We start from the raw sequence: 23,528 nt of genomic DNA on the forward strand, positions 1-23,528 counted from the left end.
GCGCACGCGCCGCGCGGCGGCGGGTCAGCAGGCCAGGGCGGGGTTGGCGGGGGCCGCCGGCGGGCGGGCCAGGTCCAGCAACCCCGGCGCGCCGTTGCGCAGCGCGAACGCGCGCAGCTCGGCCAGCTCCGGGCGGCCGGCCGTCGGCTCGCCGGCCCGCTCCAGCTCCGCGGCCGCGAAGGTGAGCGCCAGCATCCGGTCGGTCACGTCCGGGATGCCGGCGTAGATCCCGGCGCCCGCCAGGTGCAGCTCGGCGGCCCTCCCGTGGTCGCCGTCCGCGGCGGCCAGCGCCCCGGTCACGGTCCGCAGCGCCGCCTCCGACCAGGGCGTACGGTGGCCCACCCGGTCCAGCATCGCGCGCACCCGGGCCGCGGCGTCCCGCCCGGCGAGGCTGGCCGCGTAGGCGGCCGCCGCGATCCACTCGCCGCTGGCCAGGGCGGGCACCGCCGACCAGGAGGTGGCCAGCTCGTCGATCAGCGCCGCCGCCTCGTCCCGGTGCCCCTGCAACGCCCGGCAGAGCGCGCCCATCGCCAGCATGGTCCAGTGCAGCCGGTGGAAGCCGCTGCGCCGGGCGGCGTCGAGCGCGGCAGCGACGTCGTCGGCGGCGGGGTCGGCCTGGGACCGGGCCGGCGGCACCGGCTCGCCCCGCAGGACCAGCAGGCAGGAGCGCAGGCCCCGGACCTGCATGTCCCAGCTTCCCGTGGGGGTGTCCACGAACGCCTCGGCCGCGGTGAGCAGCCGGCCGAAGTCGCCCTCGAACCATGCCTGCATGGCCTCCGCGGAGGAAATCGTGGTCAGCGTCTGCCCGCTGGCCTTGCGCGTCGGCGACGACGAGAGCAGGGCGTCCGACCGCAGCCAGTCGCCCTCCTCCCGGACGGCGTACGCGAGGTTCTGGATGGCGCGGGGCAGGGCGATCAGCTGGCTGGCACGGCTGACCTCGACGATGGAGTGCAGCTCGTCCAGGCCCGACCGGTCGCCCGCCTGGTAGCGGGCGGTGGCGGAGGTGATCCGGGCGTTGGTGCGGGTCTCGGTCAGCCCCAGCCGCTCGCCGATCTCCGCCGCCCGGTCGGCCGCGGCCACCGCCGGGTCCCGCTCGTAGTTGAGCATGTGCAGCCGGCCCAGCTCGGCGTAGGCGTCCGCCTTCTGCGGGCTGTCGGGCAGCGGGGCGAAGAGCTGGACGGCCCGGTCCAGGCAGGCCAGCGCGGCGGGCCGGTCGGCGCGCAGCCACGCGGCCTGGCCGAGCAGCGTCCAGGCGCGCGCCGCGCAGGCCTCGTCGCCGTGCGACAGCAGCCGCTCGGCGAGCGCCTGCACCTGCTCGGGGCCACCACCGGAGAGGAAGGCGTTGCCGTCCCGGTAGAAGGAGATCTCCGTGCTGAGCAGCTCCAACTGGAGGCGGCCGACCGGGTCGGACTCGTCGGCCAGCCCGAGCGCCCGGCCCGCGTGGCTCGCCGCCACGTCGAGGCTGTGCAGCGCGTACGCCCGCCGGGCCGCCCGGTGCAGCGCCGCGCGGGCGGTGCCGGCGTACCGGGCGGTGTCCATGCCCAGCGTCCGGGCGATCTCGTGCGCCGCCCAGCGGTGGTGGGCGAGCACCTCCGCCAGGTCGGTGTCCCGGCTCTGTGACAGCGTGTCCAGCCACTCCGCCGTGCGCTCGTGCCGCGCCACCCGCTCGGTGCGGGGCAGCCGCTGGTAGCACACGTCGCGCACCAGCACGTGCCGGAACCGGTACTCCGGCTGCCCCGCCATGGTCGAGGCGGCCTGCTCGTGCACGAAGTCGCGCTGCTCCAGCCGGCGCAGCGCGCGCTCCACCGACTCGACGGGCTGCCCCAAGGCGGCGGCCACCGCGCCCGGCCAGAACTGCACGCCCACCACGGCGGCGGCCAGCAGCACCGTGCGTTCGTTGGCGTCGAGCAGGTCGATCCGGTTGGCGATGACGGCGTGCACGCTCTCCGGCATGGGCAGGTCGAGGTGCTTCTCCAGCGACCAGCTCCGCCCGGACTGGCGCAGCGCGCCCTGCTCGATGAGCATCCGCACGTACTCGTGGGCGTAGAGCGGGTTGCCGCCGGCCACCTCGACCAGCGGCGTCAGCATGTCGGCGGAGAACGCCGCCTGGCCGAACATGTGGGCGTACAGCGAGGCGATGCCGGTGTCCCGCAGCGGCGGCAGGGTGATGGTCACCGAGCCGGTGATCGTGCCCGCCCAGCTCGGGTCCCGGTCGACCAGCTCCGGCCGGGCGGTGCAGAGCAGCAGCAGCGGCACGTCCCGGGCGGCGGCGCCGAGCAGCTCCACGAAGCGCAGCATGGCGTCGTCGGCCCAGTGCAGGTCCTCGAAGACCAGCACGGTAGGCCGGCGCGCGGCCAGCGCCAGCAGGAAGCGCCGCCACGCCGACTCGGTCTCCTCGGCCGGCAGCGGGGTCCCCGGCAGGCCGACCAGCGGTCGCAGCGCGTCCACGAGGCGTTCCCGCTCACCCGGGCCGACCAGCTCGCCGACGGCCGAGGCGAGCCGCTGGGCGGCGGTGGACGCGGGGTCGGTGTCCAGGATGCCGGCCTCGGCCTTGACGATGTCGGCCAGCGCCGCGAACGTCACGTTCTCGCCGAACGGCGGGCACCGCCCGGTACGCCAGGTCAGCGGCTCGTCAACCAGCCGGTCCACGTGCCGGTACAGCTCGCGCACCAGCCGGCTCTTGCCGAGCCCGGCCCGGCCGAAGACGGTCACCACCTGGGGGCGCCGGTCGCGCAGCGACCGGTGCAGGGCGTTGACCAGCATCCCCAGCTCGTGTTCGCGGTCGATGAGCGGCGTGGTGTCCGGCTGCCGGTCGGTCGGCTGCCGGCGCACGGGGGAGAGGGCCAGCCACACCTCGGTCGTCGTCGACCGCCCACGCAGCATGACCGGCGGCTGCTCGGAGTAGCGGATGGTGTCCCGGGTGAGCGCGTAGGTGGTGCCGCAGACCAGCACCCCGCCGGGCGGCGCGACGGACTGCATCCGGGAGGCCGTGTTGACCACGTCACCGGCGACGATCGCCTGACCGCCGTCGCGGGCGGCGGCCACGTCCACCAGCGCCTCGCCGGTGGCCACGCCCACCCGGAAACGCAGCGCGTCCGCACCGGTGGGGGTGAAGCGGGTCAGCACCCGTTGCAGCTCCAGACCGGCCCGGACGCAGCGCAGCGCGTCGGTCTCGGTCGCCACCGGCGCCCCGAACAGGGCCATCACCGCGTCGCCGATGTACTTCTCCACGACGCCGCCGTACTGGCCGACGACCCGGCGGGCGGCCGAGAAGAACCCCGTCTGCATGCCGCGGACCAGCTCCGGGTCGGCCCGCTCGACGTACGGGGTGAAGTCGATCAGGTCGACGAAGAGCACGCTGACCCGGCGGCGGTCCTCCTGCGTGGCCGCCGCCCGCCGGTCGGTGCCGGGCCGGGGCGCGCCGCAGGAGGTGCAGAACGCCACGTCCCGGGCGAGCGGGCGGAGGCAGTGCGGACACACCGCGCCGAGCTCGTTGCCGCAGCCGCCGCAGAAGCGGTCGCCGGCGGCGGCCGTGCGTCCACAGCGGTCACACTGCGTGGCGATGACACCCTCCACTGGCGGTCCCGCCGGCGCCGGGGTCGGCGCCGATCCGGTGCCAGTATCACCACAGGCCCCAGCTGTCGGGTACCGGGCTGTTGGCTTGTGGACAGTCCACCGGCCGGTCGTGCGGCTACAGTCAGGCGGCTGATTTGTCGAACAACGACCACAGGGGGACGCCCGATGGTGTACGTGATGCTGCAGAGCGACTGGACCGACAGCAACGGGGTGAGCCACCTCGCCGGGGACTCCGTCGACGTGGACGCCGCCACGCTGGCGACGCTCCAGGCGCAGGGCATCGTCAGCGAGCAGTCCGGCGGCGGCAGCAAGGACGGCACGGAGTGGGTCGGGCCGGGCAGCACGACCAACTGGGTCGGGCCGGGCAGCGCCACGCCCTGACGCCTCGCACCCGTGAGAAGGGGCCGGAGCAGCCGCTCCGGCCCCTTTTCCGCGCGGTTGACGGGGCGGTGCGGCGAGCGGGGCGCGTACGCCTCAGCGGTCGTTCATGCCGGCGCGGCGGCGCAGCGCCGCGACGTCGGTGACCACGATCCGGCGGCCCTCGGTGCGCAGCCAGCCGCGGTTGGCGAACGACCCGATCGCCTGGTTGACGCTCTGCCGGGAGCCGCCGGCCATCTCGGCGAGCTGGCTCTGGTTGAGCTCGATCGTGATCATCGGGGCCTGGCTCTCGCCGGCCAGCCGCACCAGCGTCTTGGCCACCCGGCCGGGCAGGTCCAGGAAGACGTGGTCGGCGTTCTGCTCGGTGAGCCGGCGGATCAGCCCGCCCAGCGAGCGCATCACCGCGTCGAGGATGCGCGGGTTGGAGTGCACCAGCTCCATGAACGCGCCCCGGGACAGCGCGAGCGCCGCGCAGTCCTCGATCGCCTCGGCCGAGGCCGAGCGGGTGGACGCGTCGAGCAGGGAGACCTCGCCCAGCACGTCGGGCGGGCGGATGACCGACAGCACCGCGCGTTCGCCGGTCGGCGCGGTGCGGAAGACCGCCACCGCGCCCCGGCGCAGCACGATCAGCGACTCGCCGGGGTCGTTCTCCACGAACAGCAACTGACCCTTGCGGTACGTCCGGGGGACCGCCGCCGCGATGACCCGTTGCCGGACCTCCGGCTCGAGCCCGGCGAACATCTCCACACCCGTGAGCGCGTCACCCGGCTCCGGCAGGCGCATCTCCACGGCCCAACCCCTCCCCGGTCCAGGACCACAACTCGCTCACCGGGTGAACCTGAAGGCCCTCGACGAGGTGAACTGACACCGGTTCGGCGTCCGGTAGCGGTACACATCAGATCATGACTGTCCTGTCGCTTGCTGTACACCCCTCAAATCACTTCCGTGACACTCCCGAGCTGCGACGACCGGCATCGTGGGAGCCGGATCCGGTTCCCGGGCGGACCGCCGGGGGGCGGGGGCGGATCCGGTCGCACCGGTGACCACGGTCGGCGGACGCGGGGGGCGGGACCACCCTCGCGCCCGCCGGCCGGCGGGCCCGGTGCCGCCGGCCGGCCGGGCGCGGCAACCCCGGTCGCCGGCACGGGGCCGGCGTGGGCGAGGATGGCGGTGATGGTCTACCGCTACTTCTACGACTGCGAGTTCATCGAGGACGGCCGCATCGTCGACCTGGTGTCGATCGGCGTCGTCGACGAGTACGGCCGCGAGTTCTACGCCGTGTCGACCGAGTTCGACGACTCGCGGGCCGTGCCCTGGGTGCGCCGCAACGTGCTCGACAAGCTGCCGTCGCCGGCGGACCGCGCCTGGCGGTCGCGGGAGCGCATCCGCGACGAGCTGTACGACTTCCTCGTCGAGCCGGTCAGGGACCGGCCGGGCGAGCAGTTGGAGCTCTGGGCCTGGTACGCCGCGTACGACCACGTGGTCCTCGCGCAGCTGTGGGGGGCGATGCCGGCGCTGCCCCGGGAGATCCCCCGGTTCACCAAGGAGCTGCGCCAGCTCTGGGACGACCGGGGCCGGCCGACGCTGCCGGACGCCGCGTCGGCCCGGCACGACGCGCTGGTCGACGCCCGGCACAACCTGGCGCGCTGGCGCGCGATGACCGGTTAGTAGGTTTGGTCGGTTCTGTCCCGGGCACCGGTGCGACGTCGAGCCGATGCGAGGGAGTGGTCCCATGAGCAACCGACCGAGCAGCGCCGCCGACGTCCGACGCCGGGTCACGGAGTTGGTCCGGGAGGCCCGGATCTGCATGCTGACGACGATCGCCGTGGACGGCCGCATGGTGAGCCGGCCGATGGGCCTGCAGGAGGCGGCGTTCGACGGGGACCTGTGGTTCTTCGCGTACGCCGACTCCGCCAAGGTGCGGCAGATCCGGGTCAACCCGGAGGTCAACGTCGCGTTCTCCGACTCGAAGCGCGGCGCCTGGGTCTCGATCTCCGGCACCGCGCGGGAGGGCTACGACCGGGCCAGGGCGGAGCAGTTGTGGAACCCCCTGCTCAGGGCCTGGTTCCCGGACGGGCTGGACACCCCCGGGCTCACGCTGATCAAGGTGCACGCCGGCTCCGCGGAGTACTGGGACTCGCCGTCCGGCACGGTGGTCAACCTGTTCGGCTACGCCAGGGCGGCGGTGACCGGGAAGCCGCCGAAGGCGGGGGAGAACCGCGAGGTCAGCTACTGACCGGTAGGCCGACCGGCGGGTGGGACGGCCCGGGGCGCGGTGCCGACGTACACCCGCGCCGACTACAGTGCGCACTGACGGCCCGCCCCGGGCCGGCAACGGCGCCGATGGTCTGATCCGACACATATCCTGGGGCAAATCGGGCTTCACCTGATGCTCCAGGAGGATGAGCAGATCATGCGTATCGGCGTGCTCACCGGCGGCGGCGACTGCCCAGGTCTCAACGCGGTCATCCGGGCGGTGGTCCGCAAGGGCGTCGCCAGCTACGGCCACGAGTTCGTGGGTTTCCGGGACGGCTGGAAGGGCCCCCTGGAGGGCCTGTCCCGCCCGCTGGGCATCGCGGAGGTCCGCGGCATCCTGCCGCGCGGCGGCACCATCCTCGGTTCGTCCCGGACGAACCCGTTCAAGATCGAGAACGGCGTCGAGCGGATCAAGGACAACCTCGCCGCGCAGGGCGTCGACGCGCTCATCGCGATCGGCGGTGAGGACACCCTCGGCGTGGCCACCAAGCTGCACGAGCTCGGCGTCCACGTGATCGGTGTGCCGAAGACGATCGACAACGACCTCGGCGCCACCGACTACACCTTCGGCTTCGACACCGCGGTCAACATCGCGATGGAGGCCATCGACCGGCTGCACACCACCGCCGAGAGCCACCACCGCACCCTCGTGGTCGAGGTGATGGGCCGGCACGCCGGCTGGATCGCCCTGCACGCCGGCCTGGCCGGCGGCGCCAACGTGATCCTGCTGCCCGAGCGGCAGTTCGACGTCGACCAGGTCGCCGGCTACGTCGAGAAGCGCTTCCAGCACCAGTACGCCCCGATCGTGGTGGTCGCCGAGGGCGCGCACCCGCTGGAGGGCCAGATGGTGCTGCACAACCAGGAGCTCGACGCGTTCGGTCACGTCCGCCTCGGCGGCATCGGCCAGTGGCTCGCCGAGCAGCTGGAGGCCAAGACCGGCAAGGAGGCCCGCACAGTCGTGCTCGGGCACATCCAGCGCGGCGGCACCCCGACCGCCTTCGACCGGGTGCTCGCCACCCGGCTCGGCCTGCACGCCATCGACGCCGCGCACGAGGGCGACTGGGGCAAGATGGTCGCCATGCAGAGCACGGACATCGTCCGCGTTCCGCTCGCCGAGGCCACCCGCGAGCTGAAGACCGTGCCGCTGGAGCGGTACGCCGAGGCCGAGGTCTTCTTCGGCAGCTGATCGAGGTGTCGACGGCGCGGCGGGCCGCAGGTCCGCCGCGCCGTCGACCACGACAGGAGGGGGTACGCCCGCGATGTCGTCCGGGGTGCACACGGTCGCGGTGATCGGGGCAGGCAAGATCGGTGAGCTGATGCTCTCCGGGCTGCTGCGCTCCGGATGGCCGGTGGACCGGCTGCTGGCCACCGCCCGCCGGCCCGCCCGCGCCGAGGAACTGACCGCCCGCTACGGCGTACGGGTGGTCGACAACCTGGCCGCGGTGGACGAGGCCGAGGTGCTCGCCGTCTCGGTCAAGCCGCAGGACGCGGCGGCGCTGCTGGAGGAGATCGGGCCGAAGGTGCCCGCCGACAAGCTCGTGATCTCGCTCTGCGCCGGCCTGCCCACCAGCTTCTTCAACCGGCGGCTGCCCGACGGCACCCCCGTGGTGCGGGTGATGACCAACACCCCCGCCCTGGTCGACCAGGCGATGACCGCGATCTCCGCCGGCGCGCACGCCACCGGGACGCACCTCGCGCTGGCCGAGGAGATGTTCAAGCCGCTCGGCTCGACCATCCGGGTGCCCGAGTCGCAGCAGGACGCGGTGACCGCGCTGTCCGGCTCCGGGCCGGCGTACTTCTACCTCCTGGTCGAGGCGATGATCGACGCGGGCATCCTGCTCGGCCTGCCCCGGCAGGTCGCGCACGAGCTGATCGTGCAGACCGCGATCGGCTCCGCGGTGATGCTGCGCGACTCCGGCGAGCACCCGGTGAAGCTGCGCGAGGCGGTCACCTCGCCGGCCGGCACCACCATCTCCGCCGTACGCGAGCTGGAGAAGCACGGCGTACGCGCGGCGCTGCTCGCCGCGCTGGAGGCCGCCCGGGACCGGGCCCGGGAACTGGCCGCCCAGGCCGACTGACCCGTCGGAGTCCGACCTCGCGGGTCGGGACTCCGACACGCCTGCCGCCCGGTGGTCGCTACGACCGGCACGGACGGATCGACGCGGTCCGGAGCGCGCGATGTCGCGCCGGCCCGCCGCGCGGCCGGTCAGTCGAGGCAGAACTCGTTGCCCTCGGGGTCTGCCATCACGATGTGACCGGCGCCGAGCGGGGGAGCGGGCTCGTGGCGCTGGAGCCGGGTGGCGCCGTGGGAGACGAGCCGCTCGGCCTCCGCCTCCAGGGCCGCCATCCGCGCGTCGCCCTGGAGCCCGGGGGCGGCCCGCACATCGAGGTGTACGCGGTTCTTGGCCTGCTTGCCCTCCGGCACCCGTTGGAAGAACAGCCGCGGCCGGGATCCCTCGGGGTCGACCAGCGCCGAGGCGTCGTTGCGGCGCTCGGGCGGCACGCCCATCGCGTCGAGGGCCTGCTCCCATGATGCGAAGCCCGCGGGTGGGTCCTGCAACCGGTAGCCGAGGGCCTCGGCCCAGAACGCCGCCAACTTGGCTGGGTCGGCGCAGTCGAAGGTGATCTGAACGTCGCGGGCCATCTCAGCTCGCCTCCCGTCGGGTCTGCTGGTCATTGTGCGGGTAGAGGTCGCGGAGCAGGCACACCTCGGCCAGATGGTGGATCAGCTCGCGGTTGATGTGCAGCACCAGCGCTGCCAGGGGACGCTCGGCGTACGGCCCCTCGGCCTCCCCGCACGGGCGGGCGAGGCCGGTTTCGCCGAGGGACTCGACCCCGGCCAGCCAGGTGGCGTACTCCGCGTCGAGCTGGGCGAGCGCCGCCTTCGCGGTCGCGGCGTACTCGAACGACTGGTAGTCGGTGGGCGCGTGACCGAAGTGCGCGGCGTTGCGCGCCGCGAGCACGCCGACGATCACGTGCCCGAGTCGCCAGGCGATCGTCGTGACCGGTGGCGGATCGGGCTGCGGCACCGCGAAGTCGATGGTCATCGCGCCGGACCCGGCCTGCACCGGGGCGGCGCCGGTCCCGCGTGGGCGCACGCTCCAGCAGCCGGGCGCCGGCTCCCAGAAGTACTCGTCATCGGTGAGTCCGTCGAGACGACCGCGTAGCTGGCGGGTCCAGTGCCAGGAGAGCTGATCTCGGAGCAGGAAATTCCAGGTCTGGTCGGTCATGGTGCCAGCCTCCCGTAGATAGCGGACAGGATCGTTCCGCGATCTGTGGAACGATGAACGCGTGACCGTCGAGGCGACGACCGAGCGGGTGCTGCGGTTGCTGGCGTTGCTGCAGCGCCGGCCGTCCTGGACGGCCGCCGAGCTCGCCGCCGAACTGGGGGTCACCGACCGCTCGGTGCGCCGCGACGTGGAGCGGCTGCGCGCGGTCGGCTACCCGTGCACGCGACGGCGGGCGTCGGCGGCGGCTACCAGCTCGGGGCGGGCACCCGGCTGCCGCCGCTGCTCCTCGACGACGAGGAGGCGATCGCGACGGCGGTGTCCCTCCGACTGGCGTCGGGTGGCACGGTCGCCGGGGCGGGCGAGGCGGCACTGCGGGCGCTCGCGAAGCTCGACCAGGTGATGCCACCCCGGCTGCGCGCCGAGGTGCGGGCGGTGCACGGTGCCACCGAGACCCTGGTCGGCCCCGGGGTCGAGATCGACGCGGAGCTGCTGCTGACGCTCGCGCGGGCCTGCCGCGACGCGGTGCGGGTGCGGTTCCGCTACGCCGGCCGCGACGGCGGGGAGCGCGAGCGCACGGTCGAGCCGGTGCGGATGGTCACCACCGGCCGCCGCTGGTACCTGATGGCCCGGGACGTCGACCGCGACGACTGGCGCACCTTCCGGCTGGACCGGATGCGCGAGGTGGTGGCGACGACCTGGCGCTTCCGGGCGAGGGAGCATCCGGACCCGGTCGCCTACGTCCAGCGCTCCGTGACCGAGGCGCCGTACCGGTATCTCGCCCGGGTGCGGGTGCACGCCCGGCCCGACCGGGTGCGGGAGCTGGTGCCGCCCCAGGTGGGGCGCGTCGAGGACGATCGCGACGGGTGGTGCGTGCTCGTCGTCGGCGGGGAGAACCTGGACTGGCTCGCCGTGCACGTGGCCCGGCTGGGCTTCGAGGCGGAGGTGCTGGAGCCGCCGGAGCTGCGGGAGGCCGTCGCCGTGCTCGCCCGCCGCCTCACCGCGATGGCCGGGACCGGCTGACGCCGGGGTTGACGGCCTTTCCTGTGGGCGGAGGGCGTCGGCACCCACCCCACGGTCCGTGGTGGATCAGCCGGAGCGCAGCGCCAGGTCGTCGGCGCGGTGCGCCCGGCCCGCGCCGGCCTGCGCGGGGACCCGGGCGAACCGCGTCCAGGCGGAGACCACCTGCTCGGCGGCGTGCCACGGGAAGGGGTCGCCGACCTCGTCGGCCGCCTCGGCGGGCTCGGTGACCGTCACGCCCCAGTGCCGCAGCCGCGCCAGGCTCTCCAGGAAGGCGGGGTGCCGGGCGAGCGTCGGTTCCGGGGCGGGCACGACGAGGACCGGCAGGCCGACGGCGGTCGCCTCGTTGAGCAGCCGCAGGGCCAAGTTGTCGTTGAGGCCGTACGCCCACTTGTTGACCAGGTCGAAGCTGGCCGGCGCGACCGCGTAGGCGTCGGCCGGCGGCAGCGGGTACAGCGTCTCCGGCTGCTCCTCCTCGTGGACCGGGTGGCGGGTGAGGTCGGCGAGTGCGGCCCGGTCGATCGCGGCTGTCGCGTCCGGGGCGGCGATGACGTGGACCTCCCAGCTCAGCTCCTGGCAGGCCGCGACGAACGGGGCGAGTCCGGCGGCGGGCTCGGCGCCGCAGACCACGAGGTGCAGGACAGGCGATCGTGACTTCCCGGGCATGACGCTCCTATCGGCGTGACGTGTCCCGCGCCAGTCGTGGCGAGATGCCGCCGGTCGTGCGGCGGGACGTCGATCGCCTGCGTCACCGGCGATCTCGCCGATCGAGTGGCTCCGGATGTCCGTGGGGGATCCCGAGAGCCGAGAGTATCGAGCCGGTCACCGACGTGAGCCCGTTTCCGGTGAACCGGCCGGACCGGCGGCGGCGGGCCGCCGAACAGCTGAGCGTCGGGTCAGCCGGACGTCCCTAGTAGAGCAGGTGGGGCGCCCGCCGCCGGTCGAACTGGGCCAGCTCGTCGGCCCAGGCGCCGACCACGTCGGCCACGTCGGCGCCCGCGTCGATCATCGTGCGCAGCCGCGGCGATCCGGTCAGCTTGTCCACCCAGTACGGTCGCACGGCGTCCCACGAGTCGCTCCGCCACGCGAACGCCGGGTACTTGCGTGCCTCCACCAGCATCGCGACCGCCGTCCGGATCGGGTCGTACGTCGCCCGGTCGACGACCTTCACCTCCACCCCGGCGCAGAGCTTGTTGAGCAGCGCCGGCTTCTGCCCGGCCGCCGTCGGCGTGAAGTACGCCTCGCGGAACTCGACGCCGGGCAGGTCGCGCGCGTTGAGCCGGTCGGACCAGTGGTAGTCGAAGTCGCCGGCCAGGCCGCCGATCAGCTCGAACGGCTTGCAGGTGCCCCGGCCCTCGGTGAGCGAGGCGACGCCCTCGAACAGACCGGTGCCGGGATAGACCAGCGCGGTGTCCGGGGTCGGCATGTTCGGGCTGGGCATCACCCAGGGCAGGTCGATGTCGGCGGCCAGTTTGTCGCGCTTCCAGTGCCGGCACCGGACCACGTGGAGGTCGACGGGCCGCCCCGCCGCGGCGGGCAGGAACTCCGCGTTGAAGAACCCGGCCAGCTCGCCCACGGTCATCCCGTGCTGCTGGACGATCTCCTTCAGACCCACGCCGGAGGTGTAGGCGGGCGTCATCATCGGCCCGTAGGCCCGGCCGCCGACCGGGTTCGGCCGGTCCAGCACGACGTACCGCTTGCCGACGCGGGCGGCGGCCACCATCGAGGTGTACATCGTCCAGATGTACGTGTAGAAGCGGACGCCCACGTCCTGGATGTCGAAGACGACGGTGTCGACGCCGGCCTCGGTGAACATGGTCTCCCACTTGGCCTGGGAGGCCCCGTACGCGTCGTAGACGGTGATCCCGGTGCGGGCGTCGACGCCGGTGCCCTCGCTGCCGCCGGCCTGTGCCGAGCCGCGGAAGCCGTGCTCGGGGCCGAACGCCGCGGCCAGCCGCACCGCGTCCGAGGCGTGCATCAGGTCGACCAGGTGGCGGTAGGACGCGTCCACCCCGGTGGGGTTGGAGATCACGCCGACCCGCTGGCCGGCGAGGTCCGCGAAGTCGGACCCGACGAGGACGTCGAGGCCGGTCTCCACGCGGCGGATGCCGGGCACCGCGTTGCCGGGCGTGCCCGGGGCCGCCGCCGCGACCGCGCCCGCGGTCACCGCACCCGCACCGGCCAGGAACTTCCTGCGCTCCATGTCGACCTCCCGTCGGTTGCGTCGAAACTTAGCTACGCATTGATGCCCCGTCAAGGAAGGTTAGCTACATGGAGGGAGGCGGTGGGGACCGCGCGGTCCCGCGGCGTCCCGGCCGGCCGCCCGGACGTGGTGCTCCATACTGGCCCGGTGTTCACCCTCGCCCAGGCCCGTCACCTCATCGCCACGCTGCGCCCGCGCGTCGACGAGCTGATCCGGCTGCGGGCCGACCTGGCCGAACTGCGCGCCGACCTGGCCGACCGGGGCGCCAGCCCGCTCGGCGGACGGGCCGAGGCCAAGGGGCTGGAGGCCCGGCTGCACGCCCTCGTCGAGGAGCTGCACTCCCACGACATCCAGGTCAAGGGCATCGCGCCGGTGCTGCTCGACTTCCCCGGCGAGCGGGACGGCCGGCCGGTGCTCTGGTGCTGGCTGGAGGGAGACACCGACGTGCGCTGGTACCACCGCGTCGAGTGCGGCTTCGCCGGCCGCCGCCCGGTCTGACCCGGCGGCGCAACGGCCAGGTTCACCACCCCGGCTCCCGGCCGACTGGTTCGTCGCGGTGGTCGTCAAGCTGGGCCACGCCGCGAGCGAGGAGGCCGACGCCGGCCGGATGTCCGAGGCGGACGCGACGGCGGCGCTCCGCACCAGCCTGCTCCGCGTGCTCGGCGCCCCCACCCGGCCCCGCTGACCGGCACCGCCCGCTGGTCGGTGCCGGTCGGCGTCCGTCTACTGCCGCAGCGTGCTCAGCGGGTGGCGGCGGCCAGGGCGGCGCGCACCGTGGCGGCGTCGGCCGGTGCCTCGCGCTCCCAGTTCGCCGGGTCGGCCGAGTAGATGGTCCCGTACGCCGGCGTGTCCGGCTGGTAGCGCCAACTCTCGGCGAGCGTCCCGGCGTCGACGGCGTCGTAGCCGATCCGGTCGAGGAAGGCCGTGGCGTCGGCCTTCGCGCCCGCGTCGTCGCCGCCGACCGGCAACGCGCTGCGGTCGGCGGCGCCGGCGGGCCGGGCCAGCGCGTGCAGGTGCCTGAAGAAGATGTTGTTGAAGACCTTGACCACCCGCGACCGCGGCAGGTGCCGCTGCAGCAGCTCGCTGCTGGTGACCGAGCCGGCGTCGAGCTCGGGGAAGGCGCCGTCCCGCTCCGGGTAGTAGTTGTTGGTGTCCAGCACGACCTTGCCGGCCAGCGGCTCGACCGGCACGTCCCGGTACGCCTTGAGCGGGATGGTGACGACCACCAGGTCGCCGGCCTCCGCCGCCTCCGCCGGGGTGGCCGCCCGGGCGCGCGCGCCCAGCTCGTCGACGAGGTCCTTGAGGGTCTCCGGGCCGCGCGAGTTGCTCAGCACCACGTCGTAGCCGGCGGCCACCGCCAGCCGCGCCAGCGTCCCGCCGATGTGTCCACTGCCGATCAGTCCCACAGTTGTCATGTCGGTCCCCAACTCCGTTCGTTGCGGCCGTATTCCCTATCGGTTCGGTCGACAATTTCCGCCGTCGCCGCACTGGCGGCAGGGGGCGCGGCCGGCGGCGGCGATGGGTGGCCCGTACGCCAACGTACCGCCGACCGTGGTCCGGCGGACGCGTAGCGGCACCGTTCCGTCCACGGGGGAGCCGAGCCGGCGCCGGGTGGTGGTCAGGCCGCCGGGGGCAGCACCTTCTCGATCGCGGCGCGCAGCTCGGCCGCGTCGGGCTGGACGGTCGGCGCGAACCGGGCCGCGACCGTGCCGTCCGGCGCGACCAGGAACTTCTCGAAGTTCCACCGCACGTCGCCCGTGTGCCCCTCGGCGTCGGCGGTGCCCACCAGCGCGGCGTAGAGGGGGTGGCGGTCGGGGCCGTTGACGTCGACCTTCTCGGTCAGCGGGAAGGTCACCCCGTAGTTGACCTGGCAGAAGTCGCTGATCTCCTCGGCCGTGCCCGGCTCCTGGCCGGCGAACTGGTTGCAGGGCACGCCGAGCACCACCAGGCCGCGGTCGGCGTACTCGTCGTGCAGCGCCTGGAGGCCGGCGTACTGCGGGGTGAGGCCGCAGCGGGAGGCGACGTTGACCACCAGCAGCGCGCGTCCGCGGTGCTGCGCGAGGTTCGCCGGGCCGCCGGTCAGGGCGTCGATGTGGGTGTCGAAGACGGTCATGGGCCGAGGTTACGCGTTGCCGCCGGGCGCGCCGCGGGGGTCGGGCGGAGCCGACCACGCTCCCAGTGGAAATCGATACATGTACATCTTGACGAAGTGATGACGACGTGAGTAGCGTCGCAGCATCATTTTGGAAAGTTTCCTAACTGTTTAGGGAGACGCCACATGAAGAGATCGCTCCGCCGGGCCCTCTGGGTCGGCGCCGTCATGGCGGTGACGGCCGCCACGGTCCCGATGGCCAGCGCGTTCGGCGACGGCAGCGTGACCGCCGCGTTCGCCAAGGCGCAGGACTGGGGGACCGGTCACGAGACGCGGGTGACCATCACCAACGGGTCGAGCGCCTCGGTCAGCACCTGGCGCATCGAGTTCGACCTGCCGTCGGGCACCAGCATCAGCAGCTCCTGGGACGCCGACGTCACGCGCACCGGTGACCACTACGTCGCGGTCAAGAAGAGCTGGGCCGGCCCGCTCGCGCCGGGTGCCACCTTCAGCTGGGGCTACAACGGCACCGGCGCGTACAAGGCGCCGCTGAACTGCACGATCAACGGCGTGGCGTGCGGTGGCGGCAGCACCCCGCCGCCCACCACCGTGCCGCCGACCACGACGCCGCCCACCACTCCGCCGCCGACCACCCCGCCACCCACCACTCCGCCGCCGGACCCGGGCGGCAAGAAGGTCGTCGGCTACTTCGCGCAGTGGGGCGTCTACGCCCGCAACTACCACGTCAAGAACATCCACACCAGCGGCTCGGCCGCCAAGCTGACCCACATCCTGTACGCCTTCGGCAACACCACCGGCGGCCGCTGCACGATCGGCGACAGCTACGCCGACTACGAGAAGGCGTACACCGCGGCGGACAGCGTCGACGGCGTCGCCGACACCTGGGACCAGCCGCTGCGCGGCAGCTTCAACCAGCTGCGCAAGCTCAAGAAGATGTACCCGAACCTCAAGGTGATCTGGTCCTTCGGCGGCTGGACCTGGTCCGGCGGCTTCACCCAGGCCGCGCAGAACCCGGCCGCCTTCGCGGAGTCCTGCTACAACCTGGTCGAGGACCCGCGCTGGGCGGACGTCTTCGACGGCATCGACATCGACTGGGAGTACCCGAACGCCTGTGGTCTCACCTGTGACAGCAGTGGCCCGAACGCCTTCAAGAACGTGGTCAGCGCAGTGCGTACCAGGTTCGGCTCGGCGGCGCTGGTCACCGCCGCGATCACGGCGGACGGCAGCAACGGCGGCAAGATCGACGCCACCGACTACGCCGGCGCCGCACCGCACCTGAACTGGATCATGCCGATGACGTACGACTTCTTCGGCGCGTGGGCGGCCCAGGGTCCCACGGCCCCGCACTCCCCGCTCTACTCCTACCCCGGCATCCCGCAGCAGGGCTTCTGGTCCGACGCGGCCGTCCAGAAGCTCAAGAGCAAGGGCATCCCGTCCAACAAGCTGCTGCTCGGCATCGGCTTCTACGGCCGGGGCTGGACCGGGGTGACCCAGGCGGCTCCGGGCGGCAGCGCCACCGGGCCCGCCCCGGGCACCTACGAGCAGGGCATCGAGGACTACAAGGTGCTCAGGAACAGCTGCCCGGCGACGGGCACCGTCGGCGGCACCGCGTACGCCAAGTGCGGCAGCAACTGGTGGAGCTACGACACCCCGTCGACCATCAACGGCAAGATGACGTACGCGAAGAACCAGGGCCTCGGTGGCGCGTTCTTCTGGGAGCTCTCCGGCGACACCGGCAACGGCGAGCTGATCGGCGCCATCAAGGGCGGTCTCGGCTAGGCCGCAGGCCGACGCACCACCCACCCGGCGGGGAGGGACCACGCACCGGTCCCTCCCCGCCCGGCCGTGCCTCCTGACACCCGCCCCGCGCCCCCGGGCGTCGGCGACCGACGCCGCCGAGGGCGGGAAGCGGCAGCCGGACCGGTTCGGGCGCGGCGGACCGCCAGGCACGTCGGTCGATGTGACAGACTCGCCGCTCAACGGGCTCGATGTCCACGGCGACGGAGGTGGCGATGCGCGCGACGCACGGGAGGCTGGCGGCGGGCGCCGTGCTGCTGGGAACCCTGCCCTTCGCCCTGCTCGGCTGCGGCTTCGGCCAGGAGGAGGACCCGGCGACCAAGCCCGGGCGGGCCCCGGCCGAGGAGGCCGCCGCCAAGTCGCGGGAGCGGGTGCAGGCGTACCTCGACGCGATGGCCGCCAAGGACGTCGCGGCCGGCCGCAGCCAGCTCTGCGCCATCCTTCAGGAGGGCTTCGACGCCGCCGCGACCGGCCCGAACGGCGACTTCGCCGACCACTTCACCGTCCCCCAGGCCGAGATCACCGACATCCGCCCGGGCCCCCAGGGCCAGGAGGTCAGCACCACGGTCTCGGTCAAGGCCGGCTCCCGCACGGTCGCCCGGCCGCTGCTGTTCACGGTCACCCGCGACGGCGCCGACTGGTGCATCGCCGCCGAGGCGCCGGGCGGCCACTCCCCGGCTCCGGCCGCGACGCCCTGACCTGCGCTCCGGTGAGTCATCTCTCACCTGCCGGAACCCTGCCCTCCGCCGGTCGGTCGCCCGGTCGCTCGCCGTAGGCTTTCTGTCATGCGCCATGAGTGGCATCAGCTGAGCCATCCCGCGGTGGGCAGCCCGGGGCTGCAGACCAGCCGCCCGACCATCGACTCCGCCGAGGACGCGGCCCTCGGCCTGGACCGCTGGCGGGAGCTGCCCCGCGCGCAGACCCCGCCGTGGCCGGACCCGGCCGGGGTGGCCGAGGTCTGCAAGGTGCTCGACACCGTGCCCTCGGTGGTGGCGCCCTACGAGGTCGACCAGCTCCGCCAGCGGCTCGCGCTGGTCTGCGAGGGCAAGGCGTTCCTGCTCCAGGGCGGTGACTGCGCGGAGACCTTCGCCGACAACACCGAGAGCCACCTGCTGGCCAACGCCCGCACCCTGCTCCAGATGGCGATCGTGCTCACCTACGGCGCCTCGCTGCCCGTGGTCAAGGTCGCCCGGGTCGCCGGGCAGTACACCAAGCCCCGGTCGCTGCCGACCGACGCGCGCGGGCTGCCGGCCTACCGCGGCGACATGATCAACTCGCTGGAGGCCACGCCGGAGGCGCGGGCCGCCGACCCGCAGCGCATGATCCGGGCGTACGCGAACTCGGCCGCCGCGATGAACATGCTCCGCGCGTACCTGGCCGGCGGGCTGGCCGACCTGCACGCGGTGCACGACTGGAACAAGGGCTTCGTGAAGAACTCGCCGGCCGGCGAGCGCTACGAGGCGATCGCCCGGGAGATCGACCGGGCTCTGGCGTTCATCCGCGCCTGCGGGATGACCGACGACGAGGCCCTGCGCACCGTCACCCTCTACTGCTCCCACGAGGCCCTCGCCCTGGAGTACGACCGGGCGCTCACGCGGGTCTCCGACCGCCGGGCGTACGGCCTGTCGGGGCACTTCCTGTGGATCGGCGAGCGCACCCGGCAGATCGACGGCGCGCACATCGACTTCATCTCCCGCATCGCCAACCCGATCGGGGTCAAGCTCGGCCCCACCACCACCCCGGACGAGGCGATCGAGCTCTGCGAGAAGCTCAACCCGGACAACATCCCCGGCCGGCTCACCCTGATCAGCCGGATGGGCAACCACAAGGTCCGCGACGCCCTGCCGCCGATCGTCGCCAAGGTGACCGCCGCCGGCGCCAAGGTGGTCTGGCAGTGCGACCCGATGCACGGCAACACGCACGAGTCGTCCAACGGCTACAAGACGCGGCACTTCGACCGCATCGTCGACGAGGTGCTCGGCTACTTCGAGGTGCACCGGGGCCTGGAGACCCACCCCGGCGGCCTGCACGTCGAGCTGACCGGTGAGGACGTCACCGAGTGCCTCGGCGGCGCCCAGGGCATCGAGGACCTCGACCTGCCCGACCGGTACGAGACCGCCTGCGACCCGCGACTGAACACCCAGCAGTCGCTGGAGCTGGCCTTCCTGGTGGCGGAGATGCTGCGTGGCTGATCTACCCGTCGACCTCCGTTCGGACACCGTGACCCGGCCCACGCCGGGGATGCGGGAGGCGATGGCCACCGCCGAGGTCGGCGACGACGTCTACGGCGAGGACCCGACGGTCAACGCGCTGGAGGCCGAGGTCGCCGCGCTCTTCGGGTACGAGGCGGCGCTGTTCGCCCCGACCGGGTCGATGGCCAACCAGATCGCCCTGCAACTGCTGGTGCCGCCCGGTAACGAACTGCTCTGCGACGCCGACGCCCACGTGGTGACGTACGAGATCGGGGCCGCCGCCGCGTACGGCGGCATCTCCTCGCGGACGTGGCCGGCGGTCGGCGCGGACATCGACCCGGACGCGGTCGCCGCCATGATCCGCCCGGACGGCTACTGGGCGGTGCCCACCCGCGCGATCGCGGTGGAGCAGACCCACAACCGGGGCGGCGGCGGGGTGATCCCGCTGGCGACCCTGCGCGAGCTGCGCCGGGTCGCCGACGACGCGCAGGTGGCGCTGCACTGCGACGGCGCCCGGATCTGGCACGCGCACGTCGCCGACGGCGTGCCGCTGGCCGAGTACGGTGCCCTCTTCGACACCCTGTCGGTCTGCCTCTCCAAGGGGCTCGGCGCGCCGGTCGGCTCCCTGGTCGTCGGCAGCGCCGAGCAGATCGAGCGGGCCCGGTTCATCCGTAAGCGGATGGGCGGTGGGATGCGGCAGGCCGGCATCCTCGCCGCCGCCGGCCGGTACGCGCTGGCCCACCACGTCGACCGGCTCGCCGCCGACCACGCGAAGGCGGCCCGGCTCGCCGAGGCGATCGCCCCGTTCGGGGTGCTGGCCGGCACGGTCCGCACCAACCTGGTGCCGCTGGATCTGACGAAGGCGCCGCTGGACGCGCACGCCCTGGCCGCCGCCGCCCGCGCCGAGGGCGTCCTGGTGTCGGTCCTCGGCCCCCGCGTCGCCCGCCTGGTCACCCACATGGACGTCGACGACGCCGGCATCGACCGGGCCGTCGAGGTCGTCACCCGCATCCTCCGGGGCTGACGCCCGGCGCGGGCACGCGGGGCCGAGCCGTTACGGAGGCCACGCGGCGCATCCGGGATCCGGGCGGCTGGGGGACCACCGCGGCGCGTGGGCCCGGGCCGCCGCAGGCCGAACTCCGCCCAGCTCCGGCCCGTCGGACCGGGGGCGGAGCTGGGCGACGTCTCAGGGGTGCAGGCGTTTGAGGGTGGCGATGTCGGCGGCGTGGCCGACGTGCTTCTCCGTCGGGGTCTCCACCACGACCGGGACGCCGGCGGTGGCCGGGTGCGCCATCAGCTCGGCGAACGCCGGCTCGCCGATGGTGCCCTTGCCGATGTTCTCGTGCCGGTCCCGGGTCGAGCCGCACAGGTCCTTCGAGTCGTTTGCGTGCACCAGTCGCAGCCGCCCGGCCCCGACCGTCGCCACCAACGTGTCCAGCGTCGCGGTCATGCCGCCCTCGGCGGCCAGGTCGTGCCCCGCGGCCCAGGCGTGGCAGGTGTCGAAGCAGACCCCGAGCCAGGGATGCCCGTCCACCGCGTCGAGGTAGGGCCCGAGCTGTTCCACCCGGGAGGCCAGCGACCGGCCGCCGCCCGCGCTCGGCTCGACCAGCAGCCGCGGGCCGCCCGCCGCCTCCGCCTCGTCGAGCAGCGGCAGCAGCGTCTCGCGGACCTGCCGCATCGCCGCGTCGGCGTGACTCTCGTCGACCGCGCTGCCGGCGTGGAAGACCACGCCCTCGGCGCCGATCGCCCGGCCCCGGCGCAGCGCGTGGGCCAGCGTCTCCGCCGAGCGCTCGACCGTGTTGGCCGTGGGGGAGCCGAGGTTGACCAGCAGCGACGCGTGGATGAAGACCGGCAGGCCCCGCTCGCCGCAGCCGTCGCGGAACAGCGCGTCCTGGGCGGGGTCGCCGGCCGGCAACGCCCAGCCCCGCGAGTTGGAGACGTAGACCTGCACGACCTGCGAGCCGGCCGCGTCGGCGTACGGCAGGGCCGCCTTCGCCAGGCCGCCGGAGGTGGGCGTGTGTGAGCCGACCGGCCGGTGCTGCGCCGCCCCGTCCTGCGCCGTCGTCCCGTCCTGCGCCGTCATCTCGTGGTGTTCCGGGTTCGTCGTCATCACAGGCATCCGATGGTGACCTGGGTGCCCGGCGGCACCTGCGTGTTCTCCGGCGGGTTCTGGAAGCGGGTGATGCCGTTCGGGTTGAACTGGATCACCACCGGGAACTGCTGGCTCTCCAGCACCTGCTTGGCCTGCTGGCACGGCAGGTCGATGACCCGGGGCACGGGGACCAGCGGCGGGCCCTTGCTGATCTCCAGCTTGACCTTGGCGCCGCGCTCCACCCCGGTGCCGTCCGCCGGGCTCTGCCCGAGGACCTCGTCCCTGGGCTTGTCGGAGTCCTTGTAGGTGGGCGGCTCGACCAGCACCAGGCCCAGTTGGGCGAGGATCGTCCGGGCCTCGGTCAGGCTCTTGCCGACCAGGTTCGGCACCGAGATCGGGGCCTTGCCCTTGCTCAGGATCACGGTGACCTTGTCGCCCGGCTTGACCTCGGTGCCCACCTTCGGGTTGGTGTCCACCACGACGCCCGCGGGCAGGTTGTCGTCGTAGCGGGCGGTGCCCTTCGCCACCACCAGCTTCGCGTCGAGCAGGTCCGCCTCGGCCAGCTCGAACTCCTTGCCGACCACGTCGGGCACCGGGAAACGCTCCGGCCCCAGCGAGAGGGTCAGCGTGATCGTGCCGCCCTTGACGATGCGGGTGGCGGAGACCGGATCCTGCGCCAGGACGGCGTCCTTCGGGACCTTCTCGTCGTAGCGCGGCTCGGCGTAGGCGAGGGTGAAGCCGGCGCGGGCGGCCTGCGCCTCCGCGTCGGCCTTGCTCAGGGTCACCAGCTGCGGCGCCACCGTGTAGCGGCCGACCCCGAACCACCAGCCGCCCCCGGCGGCCACGAGGCCCAGCACCACGAGAGCGGCGATGACCGCCATCCGGCCGCGCGGGTCGCCCATCACCCGGGCGCGCAGCGCGGACAGCCGCGACCCCACGCTCTCGCCCTCCTCGGCCGCGGCGGCCCGGCGGCGGCCCGCCCGCGGAGCGCCGCCGTCGGGCAGCCGGGCCCAGGCCGGCCGCTCGGCCGGCTGGACCGCCGCGACCACCATCGTCGGCTGGGCCACCGCCGGCTCGTCGGTCACCCGGCGCAACACGGCGGTACGCGTGGTCGCGTTGCCCAGGTCGTCCCGGGCCACCTGCACCTCGGACAGCAGCGCGCCCGCGTCGGTCGGCCGGGCGCCCGGATCACGCCGGGTGGCCCGGGCGACCAGGTCGTCCAGCACCTTGGGCAGGCCGGGCACCAGCGTCGACGGCGCCGGGACGTCCCGGTCGACGTGCTGCCAGGCGACGTCGATCGGCCGGTCCCCGTCGTAGGGCACCCGGCCGGTGAGCATCTCGAACAGCACGATGCCGGCGGAGTAGACGTCGGTGCGGGGGTCGGCGTGCCCCTCGGTGACCAGCTCCGGGGCGACGTACGCGACCGTGGCCATCAGCTGGTTGCCGTTCTCGTCGTCGGCGCTCGCCTCGACGGCCCGGGCCAGCCCGAAGTCGGCGACCTTGACCACGCTGTCGACGAGGTTGCCCGTGCCGCCGGTGGGTGCCTCGGCGACCAGCACGTTCTCCGGCTTCACGTCGCGGTGCACCAGCCCGGCCCGGTGCGCGGCGGCGATCGCGGCGAGCATCTGCTCGGCGATGGCCAGCGCCTCGTCGGGGTCGAGCCTCCGCCGCTCGGCGAGCACCTCGCGCAGGGTGCGGCCGCGGACGTACTCCATCACCAGGTAGGGCAGGCCGGCGTGGGTGCCCTGGTCGTAGACCGCGACCACGTTCGGGTGGGTCAGCCGGGCGATCGTCTTCGCCTCGTCGGTGAACCGCTCCACGAAGCCCGCCGCCCGGGCCTGGGTCTCGGGCGCCTGGGACGGATGAATGATCTTGACCGCCACGGTGCGCTCGAGGCGCTCGTCGGTGGCGGTGTACACGGTCGCCATGCCGCCACGAGCCACGCGACCGCGGATGCGGTAGCGCCCGTCGATCAGCGAGCCCAGCAACGTGTCGGCGACCTGTGTGTCCATCGGCAGGGAGTCTATGTGCCCGGAGGGTGAAGGTTGAACAGGATGGTACAGCCGGGCTACGACGGAAGCCTTCCCGTCGCGCTCGCGCCGCCTGTCCGACCTGCTCAGCCGCCTTGACGGGGTGCCGTTGGTCCCGCCCGGCCGGGGCATGGCAGGGTGGTCGGGTGACCGACTCCGTACCCGCCGACCGGGCCGTGCCCGCCCCCGAGACCGCCGGCCCCGCCGACGCCGCCGACTGGCTGACCCTGCCGGACGTGGCCGAGCGCCTCGACGTGTCGATCAGCAAGGTCCACCAGATGATCCGGGACCGCGAGCTGATCGCGGTGCGCCGCGACGGCGTCCGCCGGATCCCGACCGACCTGGTGGCCAACAAGACCGTGCTCAAGCACCTGCCCGGCGTGCTCAACCTGCTGGCCGACGCCGGCTACGACGACGAGGCCGCGCTGCGCTGGCTCTACGAGCCGGACGAGACCCTCCCCGGCGCCACCCCCGCGAAGGCGCTCGCCGGCGACCAGGCCCGCGAGATCAAGCGCCGCGCCCAAGCCCTCGGCTTCTAACCCTCCCCCTCCCGTCCCTCCATCCCCGCGATCTTGCACTTTGCGCCCCGGCATTTCCGGCTACACGGGACAAAATGCGGGCCGAACGTGCAAGATCGCGGCGCG

At 73.7% G+C, this 23,528-nt stretch carries 23 protein-coding genes and 1 pseudogene; 14 read left to right on the plus strand and 10 right to left on the minus strand.

Translation table 11 applies throughout. From position 1 onward, the window contains the following. Positions 1-24: 24 nt before the first annotated feature. Positions 25-3,576: an ATP-binding protein gene (locus ACZ6O2_RS05665; RefSeq protein WP_466022121.1), complete on the minus strand. Its 3,552-nt coding sequence runs from the start codon at positions 3,574-3,576 to the stop codon at positions 25-27. Positions 3,577-3,741: 165 nt separating this feature from the next. Here ACZ6O2_RS05665 and ACZ6O2_RS05670 point away from each other — a divergent pair, with 165 nt between their 5' ends. Further along, entirely contained in the window at positions 3,742-3,957 is a 216-nt protein-coding gene (locus ACZ6O2_RS05670; RefSeq protein WP_091104720.1) for a hypothetical protein, read from the plus strand. Positions 3,958-4,050: 93 nt separating this feature from the next. On the opposite strand, the gene ACZ6O2_RS05675 is transcribed toward ACZ6O2_RS05670, so the two are convergent. Further along, on the minus strand, positions 4,051-4,743 hold the full coding sequence (locus ACZ6O2_RS05675; protein WP_350707996.1) for a Crp/Fnr family transcriptional regulator: 693 nt from the start codon (positions 4,741-4,743) through the stop codon (positions 4,051-4,053). Positions 4,744-5,127: 384 nt separating this feature from the next. Here ACZ6O2_RS05675 and ACZ6O2_RS05680 point away from each other — a divergent pair, with 384 nt between their 5' ends. The 4 genes from ACZ6O2_RS05680 (at position 5,128) to proC (ending at position 8,288) form a co-directional block, all read left to right on the plus strand. Further along, entirely contained in the window at positions 5,128-5,622 is a 495-nt protein-coding gene (locus ACZ6O2_RS05680) for a polyadenylate-specific 3'-exoribonuclease AS (RefSeq protein ID WP_350708042.1), read from the plus strand. A gap of 64 nt (positions 5,623-5,686) precedes the next feature. Beyond that, positions 5,687-6,190, plus strand: a complete 504-nt coding sequence (locus tag ACZ6O2_RS05685; RefSeq protein WP_466022122.1) for a pyridoxamine 5'-phosphate oxidase family protein — start codon at positions 5,687-5,689, stop codon at positions 6,188-6,190. Positions 6,191-6,367: 177 nt separating this feature from the next. After that, positions 6,368-7,396 (plus strand): 6-phosphofructokinase, encoded by a 1,029-nt coding sequence (locus ACZ6O2_RS05690; RefSeq protein ID WP_350708044.1) that lies wholly within the window; start codon positions 6,368-6,370, stop codon positions 7,394-7,396. A 73-nt stretch (positions 7,397-7,469) separates the two neighbouring features. Beyond that, on the plus strand, positions 7,470-8,288 hold the full coding sequence (gene proC, locus ACZ6O2_RS05695) for a pyrroline-5-carboxylate reductase (RefSeq protein WP_466022123.1): 819 nt from the start codon (positions 7,470-7,472) through the stop codon (positions 8,286-8,288). Positions 8,289-8,416: 128 nt separating this feature from the next. On the opposite strand, the gene ACZ6O2_RS05700 is transcribed toward proC, so the two are convergent. Together ACZ6O2_RS05700 and ACZ6O2_RS05705 are read right to left on the minus strand one after the other, a co-directional pair. Further along, positions 8,417-8,854 (minus strand): VOC family protein, encoded by a 438-nt coding sequence (locus ACZ6O2_RS05700; RefSeq protein ID WP_466022124.1) that lies wholly within the window; start codon positions 8,852-8,854, stop codon positions 8,417-8,419. Between the two features lies 1 nt (position 8,855). Then, positions 8,856-9,440 (minus strand): DinB family protein, encoded by a 585-nt coding sequence (locus tag ACZ6O2_RS05705; protein ID WP_466022125.1) that lies wholly within the window; start codon positions 9,438-9,440, stop codon positions 8,856-8,858. Between the two features lie 88 nt (positions 9,441-9,528). Here ACZ6O2_RS05705 and ACZ6O2_RS05710 point away from each other — a divergent pair. Further along, positions 9,529-9,597 (plus strand): annotated as a pseudogene (locus ACZ6O2_RS05710) (hypothetical protein); the annotation flags it as partial. Between the two features lie 59 nt (positions 9,598-9,656). Further along, positions 9,657-10,460 carry a helix-turn-helix transcriptional regulator gene (locus tag ACZ6O2_RS05715; protein ID WP_466022126.1) on the plus strand — a complete coding sequence of 268 codons (804 nt, stop codon included), beginning with the start codon at positions 9,657-9,659 and terminating at the stop codon, positions 10,458-10,460. A 66-nt stretch (positions 10,461-10,526) separates the two neighbouring features. Here the strand turns inward: ACZ6O2_RS05715 and ACZ6O2_RS05720 are convergent, their stop codons facing one another. Together ACZ6O2_RS05720 and ACZ6O2_RS05725 are read right to left on the minus strand one after the other, a co-directional pair. Then, on the minus strand, positions 10,527-11,123 hold the full coding sequence (locus tag ACZ6O2_RS05720) for a flavoprotein (RefSeq protein ID WP_350708007.1): 597 nt from the start codon (positions 11,121-11,123) through the stop codon (positions 10,527-10,529). Positions 11,124-11,367: 244 nt separating this feature from the next. Next, complete coding sequence (locus ACZ6O2_RS05725) at positions 11,368-12,660, minus strand: exo-beta-N-acetylmuramidase NamZ family protein (protein WP_350708009.1); 1,293 nt, start codon at positions 12,658-12,660, stop codon at positions 11,368-11,370. Positions 12,661-12,807: 147 nt separating this feature from the next. Between ACZ6O2_RS05725 and ACZ6O2_RS05730 the strand changes: the two genes are divergently transcribed. Both ACZ6O2_RS05730 and ACZ6O2_RS05735 read left to right on the plus strand, forming a co-directional pair. Continuing rightward, entirely contained in the window at positions 12,808-13,158 is a 351-nt protein-coding gene (locus tag ACZ6O2_RS05730) for a DUF2203 domain-containing protein (protein WP_350708046.1), read from the plus strand. A gap of 58 nt (positions 13,159-13,216) precedes the next feature. Continuing rightward, positions 13,217-13,345 (plus strand): hypothetical protein, encoded by a 129-nt coding sequence (locus ACZ6O2_RS05735; protein WP_466022127.1) that lies wholly within the window; start codon positions 13,217-13,219, stop codon positions 13,343-13,345. A 55-nt stretch (positions 13,346-13,400) separates the two neighbouring features. On the opposite strand, the gene ACZ6O2_RS05740 is transcribed toward ACZ6O2_RS05735, so the two are convergent. Together ACZ6O2_RS05740 and ACZ6O2_RS05745 are read right to left on the minus strand one after the other, a co-directional pair. Beyond that, entirely contained in the window at positions 13,401-14,075 is a 675-nt protein-coding gene (locus ACZ6O2_RS05740; protein WP_350712133.1) for an NADPH-dependent F420 reductase, read from the minus strand. A 203-nt stretch (positions 14,076-14,278) separates the two neighbouring features. Further along, a complete protein-coding gene (locus tag ACZ6O2_RS05745) occupies positions 14,279-14,773 on the minus strand; it encodes a glutathione peroxidase (protein ID WP_350712132.1) in 495 nt (164 codons plus the stop codon). Between the two features lie 165 nt (positions 14,774-14,938). On the opposite strand from ACZ6O2_RS05745, the gene ACZ6O2_RS05750 reads away from it, so the two are divergent. The 4 genes from ACZ6O2_RS05750 to ACZ6O2_RS05765 all read left to right on the plus strand — a co-directional run bounded on the left by ACZ6O2_RS05750 (position 14,939) and on the right by ACZ6O2_RS05765 (position 19,786). Further along, positions 14,939-16,552 (plus strand): glycosyl hydrolase family 18 protein, encoded by a 1,614-nt coding sequence (locus ACZ6O2_RS05750; RefSeq protein ID WP_350712131.1) that lies wholly within the window; start codon positions 14,939-14,941, stop codon positions 16,550-16,552. 233 nt (positions 16,553-16,785) lie between these two features. Continuing rightward, complete coding sequence (locus ACZ6O2_RS05755; RefSeq protein ID WP_466022128.1) at positions 16,786-17,268, plus strand: hypothetical protein; 483 nt, start codon at positions 16,786-16,788, stop codon at positions 17,266-17,268. An 87-nt stretch (positions 17,269-17,355) separates the two neighbouring features. After that, positions 17,356-18,762 (plus strand): class II 3-deoxy-7-phosphoheptulonate synthase, encoded by a 1,407-nt coding sequence (locus ACZ6O2_RS05760; protein WP_350712129.1) that lies wholly within the window; start codon positions 17,356-17,358, stop codon positions 18,760-18,762. Further along, on the plus strand, positions 18,755-19,786 hold the full coding sequence (locus tag ACZ6O2_RS05765; protein WP_466022129.1) for a threonine aldolase family protein: 1,032 nt from the start codon (positions 18,755-18,757) through the stop codon (positions 19,784-19,786). Before ACZ6O2_RS05760 ends, ACZ6O2_RS05765 begins: the two co-directional genes overlap by 8 nt. A 162-nt stretch (positions 19,787-19,948) precedes the next feature. Here the strand turns inward: ACZ6O2_RS05765 and ACZ6O2_RS05770 are convergent, their stop codons facing one another. Together ACZ6O2_RS05770 and pknB are read right to left on the minus strand one after the other, a co-directional pair. Then, positions 19,949-20,845, minus strand: a complete 897-nt coding sequence (locus ACZ6O2_RS05770; protein ID WP_466022221.1) for a deoxyribonuclease IV — start codon at positions 20,843-20,845, stop codon at positions 19,949-19,951. Between the two features lie 26 nt (positions 20,846-20,871). Further along, positions 20,872-22,866 (minus strand): Stk1 family PASTA domain-containing Ser/Thr kinase, encoded by a 1,995-nt coding sequence (gene pknB, locus ACZ6O2_RS05775; protein ID WP_466022130.1) that lies wholly within the window; start codon positions 22,864-22,866, stop codon positions 20,872-20,874. Positions 22,867-23,030: 164 nt separating this feature from the next. Between pknB and ACZ6O2_RS05780 the strand changes: the two genes are divergently transcribed. Next, positions 23,031-23,423, plus strand: coding sequence for an Rv2175c family DNA-binding protein (locus tag ACZ6O2_RS05780; RefSeq protein ID WP_393262817.1), 393 nt, complete (start codon positions 23,031-23,033; stop codon positions 23,421-23,423). Positions 23,424-23,528: the final 105 nt, after the last annotated feature.

The sequence above is a fragment of the Micromonospora sp. NPDC048040 genome (genome assembly GCF_055587185.1).